This is a genomic window from Pseudomonas sp. V98_8 (assembly GCF_029967975.1).
Classification (GTDB): Bacteria; Pseudomonadota; Gammaproteobacteria; order Pseudomonadales; family Pseudomonadaceae; genus Aquipseudomonas; species Aquipseudomonas umsongensis.
This window is the reverse complement of record NZ_JASCAE010000004.1, coordinates 82,726-104,616: the sequence shown is the minus strand read 5'-3', so window position 1 is coordinate 104,616 and position 21,891 is coordinate 82,726. Positions and strand designations below refer to the sequence as shown.

The 21,891-nt window shown below is 61.8% G+C and carries 19 protein-coding genes; 18 read left to right on the top strand and 1 reads right to left on the bottom strand.

The window, feature by feature from the left end; translation table 11 throughout:
• Window positions 1-217: 217 nt before the first annotated feature.
• The 4 genes from QLG10_RS04420 (at window position 218) to trxC (ending at window position 7,364) form a co-directional block, all read left to right on the top strand.
• Complete coding sequence (locus QLG10_RS04420; RefSeq protein WP_110754664.1) at window positions 218-1,960, top strand: potassium/proton antiporter; 1,743 nt, start codon at window positions 218-220, stop codon at window positions 1,958-1,960.
• Between the two features lie 34 nt (window positions 1,961-1,994).
• Window positions 1,995-5,345 (top strand): mechanosensitive channel MscK, encoded by a 3,351-nt coding sequence (gene mscK / locus QLG10_RS04415; protein WP_110754666.1) that lies wholly within the window; start codon window positions 1,995-1,997, stop codon window positions 5,343-5,345.
• Between the two features lie 48 nt (window positions 5,346-5,393).
• A complete protein-coding gene (selO, locus tag QLG10_RS04410) occupies window positions 5,394-6,857 on the top strand; it encodes a protein adenylyltransferase SelO (protein ID WP_110754668.1) in 1,464 nt (487 codons plus the stop codon).
• 72 nt (window positions 6,858-6,929) lie between these two features.
• The gene (trxC, locus tag QLG10_RS04405) at window positions 6,930-7,364 is read left to right on the top strand and encodes a thioredoxin TrxC (RefSeq protein ID WP_034148665.1); all 435 of its coding nucleotides are present in this window, start codon (window positions 6,930-6,932) and stop codon (window positions 7,362-7,364) included.
• 133 nt (window positions 7,365-7,497) lie between these two features.
• Here trxC and QLG10_RS04400 read toward each other — a convergent pair whose 3' ends face one another.
• Window positions 7,498-8,268 (bottom strand): ParA family protein, encoded by a 771-nt coding sequence (locus tag QLG10_RS04400; RefSeq protein WP_020796193.1) that lies wholly within the window; start codon window positions 8,266-8,268, stop codon window positions 7,498-7,500.
• A gap of 355 nt (window positions 8,269-8,623) precedes the next feature.
• Between QLG10_RS04400 and QLG10_RS04395 the strand changes: the two genes are divergently transcribed.
• Genes QLG10_RS04395 through QLG10_RS04330 form a run of 14 tightly spaced genes read left to right on the top strand, consistent with a single transcriptional unit; the run spans window position 8,624 to window position 21,868 of the window.
• Window positions 8,624-9,349 carry a beta-ketoacyl synthase chain length factor gene (locus tag QLG10_RS04395; protein ID WP_110754672.1) on the top strand — a complete coding sequence of 242 codons (726 nt, stop codon included), beginning with the start codon at window positions 8,624-8,626 and terminating at the stop codon, window positions 9,347-9,349.
• Window positions 9,325-10,134: a lysophospholipid acyltransferase family protein gene (locus QLG10_RS04390; RefSeq protein ID WP_110754674.1), complete on the top strand. Its 810-nt coding sequence runs from the start codon at window positions 9,325-9,327 to the stop codon at window positions 10,132-10,134. Before QLG10_RS04395 ends, QLG10_RS04390 begins: the two co-directional genes overlap by 25 nt.
• Complete coding sequence (locus QLG10_RS04385; protein WP_282485736.1) at window positions 10,115-10,375, top strand: phosphopantetheine-binding protein; 261 nt, start codon at window positions 10,115-10,117, stop codon at window positions 10,373-10,375. The genes QLG10_RS04390 and QLG10_RS04385 overlap by 20 nt, the downstream gene beginning before the upstream one ends.
• A gap of 9 nt (window positions 10,376-10,384) precedes the next feature.
• The gene (locus tag QLG10_RS04380) at window positions 10,385-10,639 is read left to right on the top strand and encodes an acyl carrier protein (protein WP_020796189.1); all 255 of its coding nucleotides are present in this window, start codon (window positions 10,385-10,387) and stop codon (window positions 10,637-10,639) included.
• On the top strand, window positions 10,636-11,181 hold the full coding sequence (locus tag QLG10_RS04375) for a membrane protein (protein WP_020796188.1): 546 nt from the start codon (window positions 10,636-10,638) through the stop codon (window positions 11,179-11,181). Before QLG10_RS04380 ends, QLG10_RS04375 begins: the two co-directional genes overlap by 4 nt.
• The gene (locus tag QLG10_RS04370) at window positions 11,178-12,857 is read left to right on the top strand and encodes an acyl-CoA synthetase family protein (RefSeq protein WP_282485731.1); all 1,680 of its coding nucleotides are present in this window, start codon (window positions 11,178-11,180) and stop codon (window positions 12,855-12,857) included. The genes QLG10_RS04375 and QLG10_RS04370 overlap by 4 nt, the downstream gene beginning before the upstream one ends.
• Window positions 12,850-13,584: a glycosyltransferase family 2 protein gene (locus tag QLG10_RS04365; protein ID WP_282485729.1), complete on the top strand. Its 735-nt coding sequence runs from the start codon at window positions 12,850-12,852 to the stop codon at window positions 13,582-13,584. Before QLG10_RS04370 ends, QLG10_RS04365 begins: the two co-directional genes overlap by 8 nt.
• Window positions 13,581-14,522, top strand: coding sequence for a glycosyl transferase (locus tag QLG10_RS04360; RefSeq protein WP_188264565.1), 942 nt, complete (start codon window positions 13,581-13,583; stop codon window positions 14,520-14,522). Before QLG10_RS04365 ends, QLG10_RS04360 begins: the two co-directional genes overlap by 4 nt.
• Complete coding sequence (locus QLG10_RS04355) at window positions 14,503-16,047, top strand: aromatic amino acid ammonia-lyase (protein WP_110754684.1); 1,545 nt, start codon at window positions 14,503-14,505, stop codon at window positions 16,045-16,047. Before QLG10_RS04360 ends, QLG10_RS04355 begins: the two co-directional genes overlap by 20 nt.
• Window positions 16,040-16,465: an acyl-CoA thioesterase gene (locus tag QLG10_RS04350; RefSeq protein ID WP_020796183.1), complete on the top strand. Its 426-nt coding sequence runs from the start codon at window positions 16,040-16,042 to the stop codon at window positions 16,463-16,465. The genes QLG10_RS04355 and QLG10_RS04350 overlap by 8 nt, the downstream gene beginning before the upstream one ends.
• The gene (locus tag QLG10_RS04345; RefSeq protein WP_110754686.1) at window positions 16,462-17,154 is read left to right on the top strand and encodes an outer membrane lipoprotein carrier protein LolA; all 693 of its coding nucleotides are present in this window, start codon (window positions 16,462-16,464) and stop codon (window positions 17,152-17,154) included. The genes QLG10_RS04350 and QLG10_RS04345 overlap by 4 nt, the downstream gene beginning before the upstream one ends.
• Window positions 17,138-19,477 carry an MMPL family transporter gene (locus tag QLG10_RS04340; protein WP_282485723.1) on the top strand — a complete coding sequence of 780 codons (2,340 nt, stop codon included), beginning with the start codon at window positions 17,138-17,140 and terminating at the stop codon, window positions 19,475-19,477. Before QLG10_RS04345 ends, QLG10_RS04340 begins: the two co-directional genes overlap by 17 nt.
• Window positions 19,474-20,634, top strand: a complete 1,161-nt coding sequence (locus QLG10_RS04335; protein ID WP_248678196.1) for a sodium:proton antiporter — start codon at window positions 19,474-19,476, stop codon at window positions 20,632-20,634. Before QLG10_RS04340 ends, QLG10_RS04335 begins: the two co-directional genes overlap by 4 nt.
• Complete coding sequence (locus tag QLG10_RS04330; protein ID WP_188264560.1) at window positions 20,621-21,868, top strand: NAD(P)/FAD-dependent oxidoreductase; 1,248 nt, start codon at window positions 20,621-20,623, stop codon at window positions 21,866-21,868. Before QLG10_RS04335 ends, QLG10_RS04330 begins: the two co-directional genes overlap by 14 nt.
• Window positions 21,869-21,891 lie beyond the last annotated feature (23 nt).

Below are 21,891 nucleotides of genomic sequence, written 5' to 3'. Positions count from 1 at the left end.
TCTGGTTCCTGCAGTTCGTCGCCATGAAGCGCAAAAGCTCGCAGCTTTCGCCAGCCCTGCAGGAGATTCGCGTTTCCCTGTAGGAGCTGTCGCAGACTGCGTTCTTTTGATTGGCAAAAGCTTTTTGACAGCATCACATTTCAACAGGTTAGAATCGCTGGCACGCAGACTGCATGGTCAGTTTGTGCCCGCTTTTCAGACTTCCGGAGTACTGCCTTTGAATGCGACGACCATCAACAGCCTGTTCTTGATCGGCGCGTTGCTGGTAGGTGCGAGCATCCTGGTAAGTTCACTTTCGTCGCGCCTCGGCATCCCGATCCTGGTGATTATTCTGGCCGTGGGCATGGCGGCCGGCGTCGATGGCGGCGGTATTATTTTCGACAACTACCCCACCGCTTATCTGGTCGGCAACCTGGCATTGGCGGTAATCCTGCTGGACGGCGGCTTGCGTACGCGCGTATCGAGTTTTCGCGTGGCCTTGTGGCCGGCTCTATCGCTGGCCACGGTCGGCGTGCTGATTACCACCGGGCTGACCGGCATGGCCGCGGCCTGGCTGTTCGACCTGAACCTGATCCAGGGCCTGCTGATCGGTGCCATCGTCGGCTCTACCGACGCCGCCGCAGTGTTTTCCCTGCTGGGCGGCAAAGGCCTGAATGAACGGGTGACCGCCAGCCTGGAAATCGAATCCGGCAGCAACGACCCGATGGCGGTGTTCCTCACCGTGACCCTGATCGACATGCTCGCCAGCGGCCAGACCGGCCTGCATTGGAGCCTGTTGACCCACCTGCTGCGCGAGTTCGGCATCGGCGGCATCATCGGCCTGGGTGGCGGTTGGCTGATGCTGCAACTGGTCAACCGTATCAACCTGGCCACTGGCCTCTATCCAATTCTGGTGATTGCCGGCGGCCTGGTGGTGTTCGCCTTGACCAACGCCCTGCACGGCAGCGGCTTCCTGGCCGTGTACCTGTGCGGCCTGGTTATCGGCAACCGTCCGGTGCGCAGCCGTCACGGCATTTTGCACATGCTCGATGGCATGGCCTGGCTGGCGCAGATCGGCATGTTCCTGGTGCTGGGGCTGCTGGTCACGCCCCACGATCTGTTGCCAATTGCCTTGCCGGCGCTGGGACTGGCGCTGTGGATGATCCTGTTTGCCCGGCCGTTGTCGGTGATGGTCGGCCTGCTGCCGTTCAAGGCGTTCCACGGGCGCGAGAAAGCCTTCATTTCATGGGTAGGACTGCGCGGCGCGGTACCGATCATTCTGGCGGTGTTCCCGCTGATGGCGGGCCTGCCCAACGCCCAGCTGTACTTCAACCTCGCCTTCTTTATCGTGCTGGTATCGCTGCTGGTGCAAGGCACAAGCCTGCCGTGGATCGCCAAACTGCTGAAGGTGACGGTGCCACCCGAGCCTGCGCCAATCTCCCGCTCGGCCCTGGAAGTGCACGTCACCAGCGAGTGGGAACTGTTCGTTTATCGCCTCGGCGCCGAGAAATGGTGCATCGGTTCGCACCTTCGCGAGCTGAAAATGCCCGAAGGCACCCGTATCGCAGCCCTGTTTCGTGGCGAACAACTGCTCCATCCGTCGGGTAGTACGGTACTGGAAGTCGATGATTTGCTGTGTGTTATCGGCCACGAACACAACCTGCCGGCCCTCGGAAAACTGTTCAGCCAGGCGCCACAGCGGGGCCTCGATTTGCGTTTCTTCGGCGACTTCGTCCTTGAAGGAGACGCCCAGCTGGCCGCTGTTGCCGCCCTGTACGGGTTAAAGGTCGAAGGCATCGATCCGGACATGTCCCTGGGGCACTTCATTGCCCAGAAAGTTGGGGGTGCGCCCGTGGTCGGTGACCAGGTTGAATGGAACAACACCATCTGGACCGTTGCGGTCATGGAAGGGAACAAGATCGGCAAAGTGGGCGTCAGATTCCCCGAAGGAAGTCGCCCCGGCCCGGGACTCTTCCTCTAAACTCCATTCTTCGTCTCGTTTTCGATCGGTCACTATGTCAAGCCTGCGCACGTTTTTCGTCATGGTCCTGTTGGGCCTGAGCCTCTCTGTCGGTACCGTACAAGCCGCCGAACCGCCCACCCGTGAATCCGTGCAGGCAAGCCTGGACAAGATTGCCGACCGCAAACTGCCGGAAGCCGATCAAAAGGCCCTGCAATCCATCCTGCAGAGCACGCTGACACAGCTCAACAATCAGCGTGATTACGAGCAGAAGCTGGTCGAGCTCAAGCAACAACTGGCCAGCGCGCCCAAACTGACCATTGAGAACCAACGCGAACTGACCCGCCTGAAAGCCAGCAGCGTGGTACCGGTGGCGCAGCGTTTTGCCAAAGAGTCGATCCAGCAACTTGAGCAACTGCTCACCGAACGCTCGACCCAGCAAAGCGATCTGCAAAAAGCCCTGGGCGACGCCAACAGCCTGATCATTACCGCCCAGACTCGCCCCGAACGCGCCCAAGGGGAAATTTCCGCCAGCCAGACGCGCATCCAGCAGATCAACAACATCCTCAAGGCGGGCAAAGACGCCGGCAAAACCCTGAGTGCCGAGCAGCGCGACCAGCTCAATGCCGAGCTCATGGCGCTGAACGCCCTGATCCCGCTGCGCCGCCAGGAACTGGCGAGCAACACTCAGTTGCAAGACCTGGGCAACAGCCAGCATGACCTGCTGACGGAAAAATCCGATCGCCTGGATCAGGAAATCCAAGAGCTGCAAAACCTGATCAACCAGAAGCGCCTCGCACAGTCCCAGGAAACGGTCACCCAACAATCGATCGAAGCACAGAAGGCCGGCGGCAGCAGCCTGCTGGCCGTCGAAAGCACGGCGAACCTGAAACTCTCGGACTATCTGCTCAAAAGCACCGACCGCCTCAACGAAGTCACGCAGAAAAACCTGCAAACCAAGCAACAACTGGACAGCCTGACCCAGAGCGATTCGGCCCTGGACGAACAAATCAATGTGCTCAAGGGCAGCCTGCTGCTGTCCAAGATTCTCTACAAGCAGAAACAGGCCTTGCCACGCCTGAGGGTCGACCGCGACCTGGCGGACCAGATCGCCGACATTCGCCTGTATCAATTCGAAGTCAGCCAGCAACGGGAGCTGCTGAGCAACCCGCAGAGCTACGTCGACAACCTGCTGTCGACCCAACCGCCCGAGCAGGTCACCCCGCAATTGCGCAAGAGCCTGCTGGAGCTGGCCACCACCCGTGCCGACCTGCTGGAGCGGCTGAACCGCGAACTGAGCGCGGTCCTCAACGAATCCATCACCCTGCAACTGAACCAGAAACAACTGCTGAGTACCGCGCAAAGCTTGCGGGCGACACTCGACGAGCAGATGTTCTGGATTCCCAGTAACAAACCGCTGGATGTGGAGTGGTTTCGTACTGTGCCGGAGCGCCTGAGCCGTCAGGTCGATACCCTACCCTGGGCTTCGAGCCTGAGTGAACTGGTCGACGGCCTGACCCAGCGTCCACTGCTGTTCCTGCCGCTGGCATTGCTGATTGGTGCCCTGCTATGGCGACGCAAGCAGCTGTATGCCCGCCTGAACAAGGTTCACCAGGACATCGGCCACTTCAAGCGCGACAGCCAGTGGCACACGCCCCAGGCGATTCTGATCAACATCCTGCTGGCAATGCCGGTGTCACTGGGCCTCGCCTTGTGCGGCCTGGCCCTGCAAATCGACGCCCGCGGGCAGAACGCGAGCATGGGCGCGGCCTTGCTGCAAATGGCCGGGGCGTGGCTGGTGTTCTACACGGCCTACCGAATCCTCGCGCCGGGTGGGGTGGCGGAACTGCATTTCCGCTGGGAAAAACCCCAGGTCGAATTCCTCCGGGGCTGGGTCCGCCGCCTTGGCATGGTGGTGATGGCGCTGGTCACCGTGGTGGCGGTAGCGGAATTGCAACCGGCGGCACTGGCCGATGACGTGCTCGGCATGCCGGTGGTGCTGATCTGCTACGCCTTGATGACCTGGCTGCTCAGTCGCTTGCTGATCAGCAGCCCGACCCATGAGAACGCCTCGCTGTTCCGCAAGGTCCTGGGCATTCTGTTTACCGCTCTGCCCATCGCGCTGTTCGTGGCCGTGTGCTTCGGCTATTACTACACCGCACTCAAACTCACCGACCGACTGATCAACACCCTTTACCTGCTGATGTTCTGGCTGGTGATCGAAGCGACCTTCGTGCGCGGCCTGAGCGTGGCGGCACGGCGCCTGGCCTACCAGCGCGCCCTGGCCAAACGCCAGGCGGCGAAAGAAGCCGGCGATGGCGAAGCGGTCATCGAAGAACCGACGCTGGACATCGAGAAGGTCAACGAACAATCCCTGCGCCTGATCCGCCTGGCGCTGCTGGGTGGCTTCATCGCTGCGCTGTATTGGGTCTGGGCCGACTTGATCACGGTGTTCTCGTACCTGGACAATGTCACCCTCTACGAATACACCAGCGGCACCGGTGCCAACATGAGTATGGTGCCGATCAGCATCGGCGACATGCTCGGTGCACTGATCATCATCGGCATCACCTTTGCCCTGGCGCGTAACTTGCCCGGCCTGCTGGAAGTGTTCGTGCTCTCGAAGCTGAACCTGGCCCAAGGCAGCGCCTATGCCACCACCACGCTGCTGTCCTACCTGATTGCCGGTATCGGTTTCGTCTCGACCCTGTCGACCCTCGGCGTGAGCTGGGACAAGTTGCAATGGCTGGTCGCGGCGCTCTCGGTTGGCCTCGGCTTCGGTATGCAGGAGATCTTCGCCAACTTCATCTCCGGCATCATGATCCTGTTCGAACGCCCGGTGCGCATCGGTGACACCATCACCATCGGCAACCTGTCGGGTACGGTAAGCAAGATTCGCATCCGTGCCACCACCATCACCGATTTCGACCGCAAGGACATCATTGTCCCGAACAAGACGTTCATTACCGGGCAACTGATCAACTGGTCGCTGACCGATACCATCACCCGGGTCACGCTCAAGCTGGGGGTCGATTACGGCTCGGACCTGGACCTGGTCAAGGAATTGCTCCTCAAGGCTGCACGGGAAAACCCGCGGGTACTCAAGGAACCCGAGCCGCACGTGTACTTCCTCAACTTCGGCGAAAGCACTCTCGACCACGAGCTGCGCATGCACGTGCGCGACCTCGGCGACCGCAACCCGGTGCTCGATGAGGTCAACCGCTTCATCAACCGCGAGTTCAAGAAGCAGCACATCAACATCTCGTTCCGCCAGATGGAGGTCTACCTCAAGAATCTCCACGGCCAGGAATACAAGATGGTGCCGATCGAGCCAGAAGCGAAAACCATCGTGCCACTGGTCGATGGCAAGCCGGTGCAAGAGCCACCGCCAGCCAAGCTCGACTAACCGGCCATTCCCCAGCAGAATGCTCGGACATTCTGCTGGAGCCGGCCTTTGAAAGCCCTCGACGAACTGACCTTCGACAATCGCTTCGACCGCCTGGGCGATGCGTTTTCTGCCCACGTGCTGCCCGAGCCTATCGATAACCCGCGCCTGGTGGTCGCAAGCCCCGCTGCCATGGCGTTGCTCGATCTCGACCCCGCCGTGGCCGAAACCCAGGAATTCGCAGAGCTGTTCAGCGGCCACAAGCTCTGGGCTGACGCGATTCCCAGGGCGATGGTCTATTCCGGTCACCAGTTCGGTTCCTACAACCCGCAATTGGGCGATGGTCGCGGCCTGTTGCTGGGCGAGGTGTACAACGAGGCCGGCGAGCATTGGGACCTTCACCTCAAGGGCGCCGGTCAGACGCCGTTTTCGCGTATGGGCGATGGGCGCGCGGTGCTGCGCTCCTCGATCCGCGAGTTCCTCGCCTCCGAAGCCCTGCAGGCCCTGAACATCCCGACCACCCGGGCGTTGTGCGTCATCGGCTCCGACACTCCGGTATGGCGCGAAAAACAAGAGCGCGCGGCCATGGTCCTGCGCCTGGCACCTAGCCATGTACGCTTTGGGCATTTCGAATATTTCTACTACACCAAACGTCCCGAGCAGCAGAAAGTCCTGGGCGACCATGTGCTGGCCATGCATTTCCCGCAGTGCCTGGAACAACCGGAACCGTACCTGGCGATGTTCCGCGAAGTGGTCGAGCGCAATGCCGAACTGATCGCCAAGTGGCAAGCCTACGGTTTCTGCCATGGCGTGATGAACACCGACAACATGTCGATCCTCGGTATTACCTTCGACTTCGGCCCGTTCGCCTTCCTCGATGATTTCGACGCCAACTTCATCTGCAACCACTCCGATGACCAGGGCCGCTATTCATTCAGCAACCAGGTGCCCATTGGCCAGTGGAACCTCAGCGCCCTGGCCCAGGCCCTGACGCCGTTCATCAGCGTCGAGGCCCTGCGCGAAACCCTCGGCCTGTACCTGCCGCTGTTCCAGGCCCATTACCTGGACCTGATGCGCCGCCGTCTCGGCCTGACCACCGCCGAAGAGGACGACCAGAAGCTGCTGGAGCAATTGCTTCAACTGATGCAGAACAGCGGCGTCGATTACAGCCTGTTCTTCCGGCGCCTGGGCGAGGACTCACCTGAAGTGGCCATCGGCCGTTTGCGCGACGACTTCGTCGACCTCAAGGGCTTCGATGCCTGGGGCGAGCTCTACGTCGCCCGAGTGGCCCGCGAAGGCGAGGTGAATCAGGAGCAGCGTCGCAAGCGCATGCACGCAGTGAATCCGCTGTACATCCTGCGCAACTACCTGGCGCAGAAGGCCATCGATGCGGCAGAGAGCGGCGACTACTCGGAAGTCCGCCGCCTGCACGCGGTGCTGAGCAAGCCGTTCGAGGAACAGCCGGGGATGGAAAGCTACGCCGAGAGGCCACCGGAATGGGGCAAGCATCTGGAGATCAGTTGTTCGTCGTGAAGTGCCGCGCGATTGAAAATACAAGCGAGTGGCTCCAGATACAGACTACTCGCTCCTCACTGGACATCCGTCATGACTGACCCACTCCTCATACCCTGCCCCCACTGCAACGGCCTCAACCGCATTCCCGCCGAGCGCCTGGGCGACCATCCAAAATGCGGCCGCTGCAAGGCCGAGGTCCTGCTGAACAAGCCCTTCGAACTCAAGCAAGGTGATTACGCCAGTCAGATCAAGGGCGATCTGCCGCTATTGGTAGACGTGTGGGCAGACTGGTGCGGCCCCTGCAAATCGTTTGCACCGGTGTTCGAGCAGGCGGCGGGACAATTGGCGGGCAAGTGCCGGCTGGCCAAGCTGGACAGCGAGGCGAACCAGCAGTTGTCGGCACAGCTGGGGATTCGCTCGATTCCGAGCCTGATTCTGTTCAAGAACGGCCGGGAAGTGGCGCGTCAGAGCGGGGCGTTTCCGTTACCGCAGCTGATGAGCTGGTTGCGTAGCCAGGGGATCTAAAGGCCACCCGAAAACCAAATGTGGGAGCGAGCCTGCTCGCGAAGAGGGATTCACATCCAACGTCTCTGTTGACTGAACTCCCGCCTTCACGAGCAGGCTCGCTCCCACAGTGTTTTCGTTTTGCCCTTGGGAATCAGGTGTTTTCCAGCAAGTTGTGCAATTCAACGAACTGCTGCGTCAACTTGTGCCGCGGATCGAGATGGATCAGCGGCATGTTGGCCTGATGGGATTCGCGCATGCGCACCGAACTGCCCAGGTACACCGGTAGCACCGGCAGGCCTTCGGCGATCAACTCGTCAAGGATTTGCTGGGGCAGGCTCGCACGGGCCTGGAACTGGTTAACCACGATGCCTTCGACTTCCAGGCCTTCGTTGTGGTCGTCTTTCAATTCTTCTATTTCTGCCAGCAAACCGTAAAGTGCTTGGCGGGAGAAGCTGTCGCAATCAAAGGGAATCAACACACGATCGGCGGCAATTAACGCAGAAACCGCATAAAAGTTCAGGGCCGGCGGTGTATCCAGGTAGATCCGGTCGTAATCTCCATCCAGCTCTTCGAGCAACTTTCGCAGCTTGTTGATCTTGTGCTTGGCCTCAAGCTTGGGCTGCAGGTCGGCCAGTTCGGCGGTGGCGGTGATGACATGGAGGTTGTCGAACGGCGTTTCGTAGATATCGACCTGGTTCTTCTTGGCAAAGGGCCCGGAGGACAAGGTTTGCTTGAAGAAATCGGCGATACCCATCGGGATATCGTCACCGGTGAGTCCCGTCAGGTACTGAGTGGAGTTGGCTTGGGCATCGAGATCGACCAACAGGGTGCGATAGCCCTCGCTGGCGCTGACCGCCGCCAGATTGCAGGCAATACTGGATTTGCCCACGCCACCTTTCTGATTGAACACCACGCGCCGCATTGCAAAACCTCCGTGTACCAAAGAATGACCGAGTGTAGTGGTGCAGGGCATGGCTTCGCTAGCTCGCAGGCGCATGGACTACATAGTCATCAGTGTTTTCTTGCGGAAAACGCCGCTGGGGGCACTCTAAGCCGAGACTTGAGCCGACAGACGGCCCGATGAAGATGTGAATAATTGCCAAACGTTCAGTTTTTGTGAACTGACCGGTACATCTCATCGAGCAAAACGTAACCAGTGTTTGCTACACGTTCGTCGCACCGGGATAATGCGCACCACTCGGCGCCAAGCGCCACGTAGGGTGTGCCGTGCCGTTGCGCCACTCACCGCGTCAGGAAGCCTGCAAGGGCGGGATTGAATGTCTGTGATTAATTTCAACATCGCCCAGTGGCGCGCTTGGGCCCCGGGGCTCGAAAGCGTGGATGACTGGCAGGCCTGGTGCCAGCAACCGTTGATGTTACCGGCCAGCGATGCCGCACCCGATGTCTCGTTCCTGCCGGCCATGCAACGCCGGCGGCTCAGCCGTCTGGCGCGAATGGCATTCAGTGTCGGCTGGCCATTGGCCGAAGGTCGTCAGGACCTGCCACTGGTCTTTGTTTCCCGTCACGGCGAAACCCCGCGAACCTTCGACATTCTAAGCGACCTGGCCGTCGAGCAACCGCTGTCGCCGACCCAGTTCAGCCTATCGGTGCATAACGCGATCATCGGCTTGTGGTCGATCATGCGCGGTGAAACCAGCGAAATGACTGCCTTGGCCGCCGCCGGCGACGGCCTTGAAAATGGCATGCTGGAGGCGGCGGCCCTGCTGGCTGAAGGCTCGCCCGCGGTTTTACTGGTGGTTACCGAAGAGCAACCGCCGCAGGCCTATTCGGCCTGGATCGACGACGTGCCCTTCCCTTATGCCGTCGCCCTGCTGATTACCCCGGGCAATGACTGGCAGCTGTCCCTGAACAGTGCCACGGATGCGTTGTCCAACGCTCGATGGCCGCACGCGTTGAATCTGTTGTGCACGCTGCTGGGTCCGCAAACCACCTGCCAACATGCCTGGAAAAATCGTGTATGGACTTGGCAACGCAACCTGTGACTGAAAAAAACCGCGATGCCTATTACTGGCGCCTGCTGGCCACCGCCGCAAGCTTTGCCCTGTTCGGGTTGGGCGGCCTGTGCCTGCGCCTGGTGATTTTCCCGCTGCTGGCCTGCCTGCCAGGTGATGCCCATACCCACCGGTTACGGGCGCGCCAGACTGTCAGCCGTTGTTTCTGGTTGTTCGTGCGCTTCATGGCCCGCGCTGGCGTGCTGACCTACGAAATCGAAGGTGCGGAAAAACTCGGTCGGCCCGGCCAGATGATCGTTGCCAATCACCCATCGCTGATCGACGTGGTATTTCTGATCGGTCTGGTCCCCCACGCCAACTGCGTGGTCAAGCAAAGCCTCTGGGATAACCCGTTCACCCGCACGCCCCTGCGTCGCACCGAATACATCAGCAACGATGGCAGCATGGACATGCTCGATGCCGCCGCCGATGCGCTGAAACAAGGCCAGACCCTGATCATTTTTCCCGAAGGTACACGCACCCAGCCAGGCCAGGCGCCCGCCTTTCATCGGGGGGGCGCGGCAATTGCCGTGCGTGGTGCGAAAATCCTCAGCCCCGTGGTGATCCGGGTCAGCCCGACCACACTGACCAAGGCCGAACCCTGGCATCGGATCCCCAAGCGCCGCGTACACTTCAGTTTCCGCGTAGGGGACGATATAGACCCCCAGGCCTTCGCCGCGCTCGGCCCGCCCCCCCAGGCCTCGCGCAAGCTCAACGATTATTTGCATTCCTACTTTATTAAGGAGCTCGCCGAAGATGAGCGATCTGAACCGTGAAATTAAACTGCTAATCATCGACGCCCTTGGCCTCGAAGACGTCGGCGTCGAGGACATCGGCGACGATCAGACCCTGTTCGGCGAAGGCTTGGGCCTGGACTCGGTGGACGCCCTGGAACTCGGCCTGGCCATCCAGAAAAAATACGGCATCAAGATCGATGCCGACGCCAAGGACACGCGCAATCACTTCAGTAACGTGGCGAGCCTCGCGGCCTTCGTCACTGCAAAACAGGCAGCTTGAGACCGGACCATGCAAACTCGTGACGACATTTTCAACACCCTGCGCGATGCCTTGGTCGAACTGTTCGAACTGGATCCGGACCGGGTGAGCCTCGAATCCAACCTGTACCAGGACCTGGAAATCGACAGCATCGATGCGGTCGACCTGATCGATCACATCAAGCGCCAGACCGGCAAGAAAATCGCGGCCGAAGAATTCAAGTCGGTGCGTACCGTCAGCGACGTGGTCGAGGCGGTCTACCGTCTGGTTCAACCGGCCGCATGAGTCGATTGATCGGCCTCGGCTTGCTGCTGGCGGGCCTGCTATACCCTTTTGCGGTGTATTTCGGCATGGAGCATTTCGCCCCGTGGCAGTTCGGGTTGCTGCTGGGCAGCCTGTGGCTGGCCCGCGCGCTGACCGGCAAGCGACGGCCAGGCAGTTCGTGGATGGCGGGCGTGGCCATCCTGTTCTGCCTGTTGCTGGCGTTGTTCGACAGTCCGGCACTGCTGCGTTGGTATCCGGTATTGATCAGCGCCTTCATGCTGGGGTTGTTCGGGTTGAGCCTGAAGTACGGCCCACCGATGGTCGAACGCCTGGCCCGCTTGCGCGAAGCACATTTGCCGGCCAAGGCCATTCGCTATACCCGCCAGGTGACCATCGCCTGGTGCGTGTTTTTCCTGTGCAACGGGATCTGCGCCGCAGCCCTGACACTGTGGGCGCCGCTGAGCTGGTGGATGCTTTACACCGGCCTGATCTCCTATGGATTGATAGGCCTGATGTTTGCCATTGAATGGCTAATACGCCAACGGGTAAGAGGCCGCGCATGAACTGGATAAAACTTGAGCACCTATTGCTCAAGGCCGAGCCGGGGCGAACCGTGACGGCCGACCCGCAGCTCGATCACGCACTATTGCGCGAGCAAGCCCTGCGCCTGGCCGCCGGCCTGCAAACCCGAGGTGTGCGGCGCATTGCCGTGCACCTCGAAGACGCCGCGGACCTGGCGATTGCCTTGTTGGGTGCCTGGCGCGCCGGAGTCAGCGTGTTGCTGCCGGCCGACCTGCAACCGCAAACCCGCCAGCGCTGGTCGGGTGAAGTCGATTTATGGCTGACCGATCAGTCCGACGACGCACACCCGGGTGATTATCAGGATGCCCCCCTTGGCGCCGCCGCCCTTGATCTTGACGGCTGCTCGCTGAGCCTGTGCACCTCCGGCTCCAGCGGCGAACCCAAGCGAATCGAAAAAAACCTGCGCCAGCTGGTCAATGAAGTCCAGGCCCTGGAACAGCTGTGGGGCGCCGACCTGGGCCCAGCCTGCATCATTGGCAGCGTCGCCACCCAGCACATCTATGGCTTGCTGTTCCGGGTACTGTGGCCACTGTGCGCGGGACGCCCGTTCGTTCGCAGACAACTGGCCTTCCCCGAAGACCTGCAGCGTGCCAGTCTCGAACACCCGGCCTTCGCCTGGGTGGCCAGCCCGGCGCTGCTCAAGCGCATGGGCGACAACCTCGACTGGCCGGCGCTGAGCGCAGTACGTCGGGTGTTTTCTTCCGGTGGCGCATTGCCCGTCGAGGCCGCGCAGCGTCTGCATGAACGCCTGCACCAATGGCCGACGGAAATATTCGGCAGTTCGGAAACCGGCGGCATCGCCTGGCGGCAGGGTCAGTCACTGTGGCAACCCTTTGCTGGCGTCCAGTTGACCCAGGACAACGAGGGGGCTTTGCTCATCGCCTCGCCCTACTTGCCTGACGGCCATATCGAGCACAGCGCCGATGCCGCGCGAATCGCGGCTGACGGCCGCTTCGAGTTGCTTGGACGACTGGACCGGATCGTCAAGCTGGAAGAGAAACGGATCTCGCTGCCGATGCTGGAGCAGGCACTGATGGCCCACGACTGGGTGGCCGAAGCGCGCCTGGGTGTCGTCCAGGAAAACCGCGCCTCGCTGGGCGCATTGTTGGTCCTGACTGACGCAGGGTTGCATGTGCTGCGCAATCAAGGCCGACGCACACTCACCGAACAACTGCGCCAACACCTGAGCCTGCATTGTGAAACCCTGGCCTTGCCAAGGCGTTGGCGCCTGCTGCAACAAATGCCGCTGAACGCCCAGGGCAAACTGCCCCAGGCCGACGTCGAAGCCGTGCTGCTGGCACCGCGCCCCAAGGCGCCTGTGGTGCTGGAACAGGTCGAAGCCAATGGCGAGTGGAGCTTGCAGCTGGCCGTGCCGCCGGATCTTGCCTATTTCAGCGGGCACTTTCCCACAGCTCCCGTATTGCCGGGCGTGGTGCAGGTGGAGTGGGCGCTGCTTTTGGGCCAGCAACTGATGAACCTGCCACAGAAATTCGCCGGCATGGAGGTGCTGAAATTCCAGCAATTGGTGCGTCCCGGCGACGAAGTCCAACTGCACCTGCGCTTCGACCCAGCCCGCGGCAAGCTGTATTTCGCCTATCGCAACGAAACCGCCACCTGTTCCAGTGGACGGATTTTGCTGGAGCCGGCACATGCATAACCCCTGCGCCGTCGTCCCGGTCTACAACCACGAGACCGCCATCACCACCGTGGTCGATGCGCTGCTGGCCAACCACCTGCCGTGCATTCTGGTGGACGACGCCAGCAGCCCGCCCTGTGCCAGGGTGCTCGATCAACTGGCGCTGCGCGACAACGTGTATCTGATCCGCCTCGCCACCAACCAGGGCAAGGGCGGTGCGGTGATGACTGGTCTGCGCGAAGCCTCGCGCCTGGGCTTCAGCCACGCCTTGCAGGTGGACGCCGACGGCCAGCACGACCTGCAGGACGTGCGACGTTTTGTCGAATGCTCCCGCGCCCATCCCGACGCCGTGATCTGCGGCTATCCGCTGTATGACGAAAGCGTGCCGAAGGGGCGTTTGTACGCCCGCTACCTGACCCACGTGATGGTGTGGATCAATACGCTGTCGCTGCAGATTCGCGACTCCATGTGCGGCTATCGCCTCTATCCCTTGGCCCCGGTCCTGGCGTTGATCGAATCGGCGAAAATCGGCAAGCGCATGGACTTCGACTCGGACATCCTGGTCCGCCTGGCGTGGCGCGGGCAGCCGATGCAATGGCTGCAAACCAGAGTCCGTTACCCGCTGGACGGTGTTTCGCATTTCCGCATGTTCCACGACAACGTACTGATTACCAGCATGCACACCCGGTTGTTCTTCGGCATGCTGCTGCGCTCGCCGCTGATCCTCTGGCGTCGGTGGCGCACATGAACGTCGACAAGCAACACTGGGCCGACCGCGAGGAGCGCGGCAGCTTCTGGCTGATGAAATTTACCGCGGTCGCCGCCAAGGTGCTTGGGCGTCGACTGCTGAGCCCGCTGCTGTACGGCATCGTGTTGTACTTTTTCCTGTTCGGCCGCAGTGCCCGTCAAAGCGCCTGGGAGTACCAGCAACGACTCGCCGACTGGAGCGGTCGCGACGAACTGCGCCCGAGCCATTGGCGAGTATTCAGCCAGTTCATGGCCTTCGCCGACTCCCTGCTCGACAAGCTCGACGTGTGGAACGGCAAGCTGGGCATCGAGCACATCGAAATCATCGACCCGGCGCTGCTGCGCAACCAGTTACGCGGCACGCGCGGGCAAATGCTGGTAGGCGCCCACCTGGGCAACCTCGAAGTCTGCCGCGCACTGGCGGAGATCGGCGAGAAGGTCACCATGAACGTGCTGGTGCACACCAAGCACGCCGAGCGCTTCAACCGCTTGCTGGGCGAAGCCGGGGCGACCAATCTGCGACTGATCCAGGTGAGCGAACTGGACCCGGTGATCATGCTGCAACTGCACGAACGCCTGGAACGCGGCGAATGGCTGGCGATTGCCGGCGATCGCGTGCCGCTGCACGGCGGGCGCAGCGTGACCGTGGACTTCCTCGGTCATCCGGCAAAGTTCCCTCAAGGACCGTGGCTGCTGGCGGGGCTACTGAAATGCCCGGTCCACCTGCTGCTGTGCCTGAAAAAGGCCGATGGCAATTATCGACTCACCCTCGAACCCTTCGCCGACTCGATCACCTGGAAACGCAGCGACCGCGAACAGGTCATACATCAGTGGGCCACCCGCTATGCCGAGCGCCTGAGTCACTATTGCCTCCAGGCACCTCGACAATGGTTCAACTTTTACCCTTTCTGGAAGACCGATGACGACGCCAACGCTTGAGCCTGTAATCTTCGGCGAACGCCCTTTGCGCATCGACGATGTGCTGGCCCTGGCCAACCGCCAGGTGCCCACGCAGTTGCAGGGCGATCCGCAGTTCCGCCAGCGCATCGCCAAAGGCGCGCAGTTCCTCGACTCCCTGCTCGACAAGGAAGGCGTGATCTACGGCGTGACCACCGGCTACGGCGATTCCTGCGTGGTCGCGGTGCCGTTGCATCACGTCGAGGCGTTGCCGCGTCATCTGTACACCTTCCACGGCTGCGGCCTGGGCAAATTGCTGGACGCGCAAGCCACCCGCGCGGTACTGGCGGCACGCTTGCAGTCGCTCTGCCAGGGTGTCTCCGGGGTGCGCGTGGAGCTGCTGGAACGCCTGCAGGCATTCCTTGAGCACGACATCCTGCCACTGATACCAGAAGAAGGATCGGTTGGCGCCAGCGGTGATCTGACGCCGCTGTCTTACGTTGCCGCCACGCTGTCCGGCGAGCGTGAAGTGATCTATCGCGGCGAGCGCCGGCAAGCCGCCGATGTTCACCGCGAACTCGGGTGGCAGCCACTGGTGCTGCGTCCCAAGGAAGCCCTGGCACTGATGAACGGTACCGCCGTGATGACCGGGCTCGCCTGCCTGGCCTACGCCCGCGCCGATTATCTGCTGCAACTGGCCACGCGCATCACCGCGCTGAACGTGGTAGCGCTGCAAGGCAACCCGGAACATTTCGACGAGCGCCTCTTCGCCACCAAGCCACACCCCGGGCAGATGCAGGTCGCCGCCTGGTTGCGCAAGGACCTGGCCATCGACGCGCCGACCGCACCGCTGCATCGCCTGCAGGACCGCTATTCGCTGCGTTGCGCGCCGCATGTCCTCGGAGTGCTGGCCGACAGCCTGAACTGGCTGCGCTCGTTCATTGAAATCGAACTCAACAGCGCCAACGACAACCCGATCATCGATGCCGAGGCCGAACGCGTGCTGCACGGTGGGCACTTCTACGGCGGGCACATCGCGTTCGCCATGGACAGCCTGAAAAACCTCGTGGCCAACGTCGCCGACCTGCTGGATCGACAACTCGCCCTGTTGGTGGATGAGCGCTACAACCACGGTTTGCCCAGCAACTTGTCCGGGGCCACGGCCGATCGCGCCATGCTCAACCACGGCTTCAAGGCCGTGCAGATCGGTGCCAGCGCCTGGACCGCCGAAGCGCTGAAAAACACCATGCCCGCCAGCGTATTCTCCCGTTCCACCGAGTGCCACAACCAGGACAAGGTGAGCATGGGCACCATCGCCGCCCGTGATGCGATCCGCGTGTTGGAGCTGACCGAACAGGTCGCCGCCGCCACCTTGCTGGCTGCCAACCAAGGCGTCTGGTTGCGCGCCCAGGCCGAGGATGCGCGGCCACTGCCACCGGCTCTGGCGGCCATGCATGAAGCATTGGCCAAGGATTTCCCACCGGTCATTGAAGACCGTGCGCTGGAGGGCGAATTGCGCCTGTGCCTGCAACGTATCGCCGCACAACACTGGAGGCTGCATGCGTAGCAAGGGAGTGCTCTACACCGATACGCAAATCCTCGTGCCGTTCTTCGACGTCGACAGGATGAACGTCGTCTGGCACGGCCATTACGTCAAATACCTGGAAATCGCCCGCTGCGCCTTGCTGGACAAGATCGGCCACAACTACACGGCAATGTCCGAATCGGGCTATGCGTGGCCGGTGATCGACCTGCAATTGCGCTACATACGCGGTGCCCAGTTCGGCCAGACGCTCAACGTGCGCGCTAATCTGGTGGAGTGGGAGAACCGGTTGAAGATCAATTACCTGATCAGCGACCTGGAAACCGGCGAGCGCCTGACCCGTGGTGTTTCCGTACAGGTCGCCGTCGACATGAGCAATCGCGAAATGCAATTGGCCTCGCCGAAGGTATTTACCGACGCCGTGGCGAGGGCCTTACCATGATTTCCGGCCCTGTAGGAGCGAGCCTGCTCGCGATGGTCGCTAACGATGACGCTGGGCGCCTGTCACCCCGCGGTGCCCTCAGGTTTTTCGCGAGCATGCTCGCTCCTACAGTGTTCTGGCTGTTACTGGGCACTCCTGGGCTGGCCAACGCCTTCGACCTGCAACAGCTCAGCGAGCAACTGGCCAGGCCCGATGTCATCCACGGCAACTTCATCCAGGAAAAACGCCTGCGTGCCCTGCCCCAGCCACTGACCAGCAAGGGCACTTTCGTCCTGGCGAAGAATCACGGGTTGTTGTGGCTACTGAAAACGCCATTGCAACAAGACTACCGCATCACCCCCACAGGCATTGCCCGGCGTGATGCCGGCGGCTGGCAGATGTTGCCGGGCAAGAGCGCCGGCGCTGAGCAGAACCGCTTGTTCCTGGCCGTCCTGCAAGGCGACAGCAGTGGCCTGCAACGAGATTTCGAGCTGTCGCTCAGTGGCGACGCACAGAACTGGACACTGAAGTTGACGCCACGCTCGATGCTGCTCAAGCAGGTGTTCAACCAGATCAACATCACCGGCGGCGAACTGGTCCACAGCATCGAGCTGCTGGAAACCCAAGGTGACAGCACGCTGTTGCGCATGCAAGACAGCACCAGCGCGCTACCGTTAAGCGACACGGAGCAGCATGACTTTGCCGAGTGAGCGCAGGCTGCCCTGGCTGTTCCTGATCCTGCTGCTGGCAGTGCTGGCGCTCGCCGGCTGGCAATGGCGCGACGGCGCCCCGCTGTCGGCCAACCTGATGGAGCTGGTGCCCGGCACCGCGCCCGATGCGCTGGAACTGCGTGCCGAACAACGCATGCAGGAACCGCTGAATCGCGAAATGCTGGTGCTGGTTGGCCACACCGATCGCCAGCAAGCCATTGCCATGGCGCAAACACTGGGCGATCAGTGGCAAGCCAGCGGCCTGTTCGACAAGGTCCAATGGAACCTGCAAGCCGACTTGCCGGCCTTGCGCACGCAACTGCTGCAAGGCCGATTGGCCATGCTCGCGGCAGAAGATCGCGAACAACTGGTCGAACACCCCGATGCCTTTATCCAGCAACGGGTGCAGGCGCTGTTTGACCCCTTCACCGGTTTCAGCCTGGTGCCGAGCCAGGATGACTGGCTGGGCCTGACCGGGCGCATCCAGAACAGCCAGCCACAGCACGGTGCCGTGCAACTGGACATTGGCAGTGGCGCCTTGATCGCCGAAGCGGATGGCAAGCACTGGGTGCTGCTGCGGGCGCGCGCCACCGGCAATGCTTTCGACATGAACCTGCCACTGCAGGTCGCCGACCTCCTCCAGCACAGCCGTGAGGAGGCCGCACGAGACGATGTGCAACTGCTCGCCGCGAGTGGTTTGTTGTATGCGGCTAACGGCCAGCGCCAGGCTTCCCGTGAGATGACCTGGGTGGGGGGCGGTGCCACTGTCGGGATCCTGTTGTTGCTGTTGCTGGCCTTCCGTCGCTGGCGTGTCCTGCTGGCGTTTGTCCCGGTGCTGGTGGGCATGCTGTTCGGCGCGGTGGCCTGCGTGGCATTGTTCGGCCACATGCATGTGATGACGCTGGTGTTGGGTTCGAGTCTGATCGGTGTCGCCGTCGATTACCCGCTGCATTACCTGTCCAAGAGCTGGAGCCTGAAACCCTGGCACAGCTGGCCGGCGCTACGCCTGACCTTGCCAGGCCTGACCCTGAGCCTGATCACCAGTGCCATCGGCTACCTGGCCCTGGCCTGGACGCCCTTCCCGGCGCTGACCCAGATTGCCGTGTTCTCGGCGGCGGGACTGCTCGGTGCCTATTTGTCCGCGGTGTGCCTGCTGCCGGCGCTGCTCAAGGGCGCCGAACTGCGCCCGGCGCAATGGCCACTGCGCCTTAGCGAGTTCTTACTGGGACGCCGCGAAGCGTTGCTCAGGCATTTGAGCACGCCGGTATTGCTGGCACTGCTGATCGCTTTTTGTGCCGGCGGCCTGGTGCAGCTTGAGGCCCGCAACGACATCCGCCAATGGGTGGGCGCCCCGCAGCAGTTGACTGACGAAGCGCAGACCATTGCGCGAATCACGGGCTATCAACCCACCAGCCAGTTTTTCCTGGTGCAGGCGGCCGATCAACAGCAACTGCTCGAGCGCCAGGGCGCCCTGAGTGAACGCCTGGATCAATTGGTTGGCCTGCAGAAACTCCAGGGTTACCTGTCGCTCAATCAACTGGTCAGCCCGCCCAGCGAACAACGCAAGGTGCGCGAGGCGCTGGGCAGATTGTCGGCGTTCTGGCAGCCGTTGCTCGAGGTGGGCGTACCGGCACAGGCGCTGCAAGCAGAGTTGAGCCAGTTGCAGGCCCTGCCCATCGAAGACATCGACAGCGCACTGGCCGGCCCGTTGGCCGAGCCGTATCGCCTGTTGTGGCTGGGGCCGACCGCTAACGGCGTGGCGGCGATGGTCAGCTTGCAGGGCCTGAACAATCCTGCTCTGTTGCGGGTACAGGCCGAGGATTTGCCGGGCGTGAAGCTGGTGGATCGACTGGGCGAGTTGAATAACGTGTTCGCCGCCACCCAGGTCAGTGCCGCCGAACTGAAACTCGCCTCCTGCGTATTGATCGTGCTGGTGCTTGCCCTGCCGTTCGGTCTTGGCGGCGCGTTACGCATTGTGTCCCTGCCATTGCTGGCGGCGTTGTGCAGCCTGGCCAGTCTCGGCTGGCTGGGACAGCCATTGACCCTCTTCAGCCTGTTCGGCCTGCTGCTGGTGACGGCGATCAGTGTCGACTATGCCATCCTCATGCGCGAACAAGTCGGCGGAGCCGCCGTGAGCCTGCTGGGCACCTTGTTGGCCGCACTGACCACCTGGCTGTCCTTCGGCCTGCTGGCAGTGTCGAGCACGCCAGCGGTGAGCAACTTCGGCCTGTCGGTAAGCCTGGGCCTGATCTTCAGCTTCCTGCTGGCGCCCTGGGCCGGTCGCCAGGCGCATGCCGCCAGTCTCACGGAACCGACAACATGATGATCGCGCTGTTTTGGGCGATGGCCCTGGTACTGTTCGCCTTAGCGACCCGGGTCGGTCGCCATTTCGGCCTGATTCCAATCGTCAGCCAGTTGCTGCTGGCGACCCTCGGCTTGCCATTGCTGATGTACTTCTGGATCGAACCGCAATGGCAACTGAGCGGCGCGGCGCTGGTGTCACCGTCCTGGCTGAAGAACCTCTACAGCCTGAGTTTCGCGCTGCTGCTGGGCTATATCCTCAGCGATGTGATCGATCTGCAACTGGACCGCCAGAGCCTGAAAATCGCCCTGCCGAGTTTCTGCATTCCGTTTGCCTGCGGCCTGGCCACGGCCATCTGGCTGCTGCCACCGCAACCCTGGATCAGTTCGCTGGCGGTCGGCCTGCTGTTCGCCATTACCGCGATCCCGGTGTTGTACCTGTACCTGCGGCACATCGCTTACCCGCACGCCGCCACCCGGCGACTGGTGCAGACTGCGATTATCATCGACCTGACTTGCTGGACCCTGTTCGCCTTCGCCCAGGGCAGCCTGCACCTGAGCAGCCTGTTGCTACCCTTGGCCGGCGCATGCCTGCCCGTGCTCCTGCGGTTACTGGGCCTGCGTCAAACCTGGCTGTACAGCCTGGGCTTTTTCGCACTGCTGGTGGTCGCCGAACACTACAAGCTCAATGCCTTGATCTTCGGCATCGGTTACGTATTGATCATGGCGGCACTCAAGGCGCCGCTGGTCCTGCCGTTGCCGGCAATCTGGATGAGTCGCTTGCAGACGTACATCGCCATACCCCTGATACTCACCTTCGGTATCGTCCAGATCAACGTGCACAGCGCGATGGACAGCCTTGGCTGGGTGCAGCTGGCGGCCCTGCTGCTGTTGCCGATTGCCAGCAAGCTGCTGGGCAATTGGCTTGGCCTTGGCTGGGCCGGTGCCTCGTTCCAGGGCGCCAGCCGCTGGCGTGAAAGCATATTGCTGAACATTCGCGGCTTGAGCGAGATCGTCTTTCTCAACCTGCTGCTGCAACAACAGCTCATCAGCCCGGCGCTGTACTTTGCGTTGATGCTGATGGGCCTGGTCGCGACCCTGCTGCCGGCACTGGCCGGCATGCACCGCATCCCATTGATAGCTGCCGCCCCGGCAAGGAGCCCCCATGCCAATCGTTGAAATGCAACGTCGCCAGATCGTGGTCATCGGTGCAGGTCCGTCCGGCGCCATCGCCGCCGCGCTGCTCAAGCGCAAGGGACATGATGTACTGGTGATCGAGCGCCAGCATTTCCCGCGCTTTTCGATCGGCGAAAGCCTGCTGTCGCACTGCCTGGATTTCGTCGAAGAAGCGGGCATGCTCGATGCCGTCAATGCTGCGGGCTTCCAACTGAAAACCGGGGCCGCGTTTGCCTGGGGCGAGCGTTACAGTACGTTCGATTTCGGCGACACATTCACTCAGGGCAAGCCGACGACTTTTCAGGTCCAGCGCGCGGATTTCGACAAACTGCTGGCCGATCAGGCCGCACTGCAAGGCGTGGAAATCCGCTATGGCGAAACCATCGTCAGCGTCGATATCGACCAGGCCAAACCGCTGCTTGGCGTACGTCGCGAAGACGGCACCGAGTACCGCATAGAGGCTGACTTCATGCTCGACGCCAGCGGATACGGTCGCGTCCTCCCGCGCTTGCTTGACCTTGAAGCACCGTCGAATTTCCCGGTGCGCCAGGCGGTGTTCACCCATGTCGAAGACCACATCGACCACCCGAACTTCGATCGCACCAAGATCCTCATCACCACCCATCCTGTCCAGCGTGACATCTGGTTCTGGACCATTCCGTTCAGCGGCGGCCGCTGCTCGGTCGGCGTGGTGGCCGCCGCGCAACATTTCGAAGGTCGCAGCGATAACCTCGACGATTGCCTGCGCGGCTTCATTGCCGAGACGCCCAGCCTGGCCAGGGTACTGGACAACGCCGTATGGGACACGCCAGCACGCACCATCGGCGGTTACTCCGCCAACGTGAAAACCCTGCACGGGCCTGGTTTTGCGTTGCTGGGTAATGCGGCGGAATTTCTCGACCCGGTGTTTTCCTCTGGCGTGACCATCGCCATGCGCTCGGCGAGCATGGCCGCCGGGGTGCTGCACCGCCAGCTGCAAGGCGAGTCCGTGGACTGGCAGCGTGAATTCGCCGAACCGCTCAAGCGCGGGGTCGATACGTTCCGCTGCTACGTCGAGGGCTGGTACGCCGGGACTTTCCAGGACGTGATTTACTACCCGGATGGCAATGCGGAAATCCGCCGCATGATCAGCTCGATCCTCGCCGGCTATGCCTGGGACGAGCGCAATCCATTCGTCGCCGAACCGAAACGTCGTCTGCGGATGTTGTCAGAACTCTGTGCAAGGGATGCGACATGAGCGACTTGAGCAACGTGCTGCGC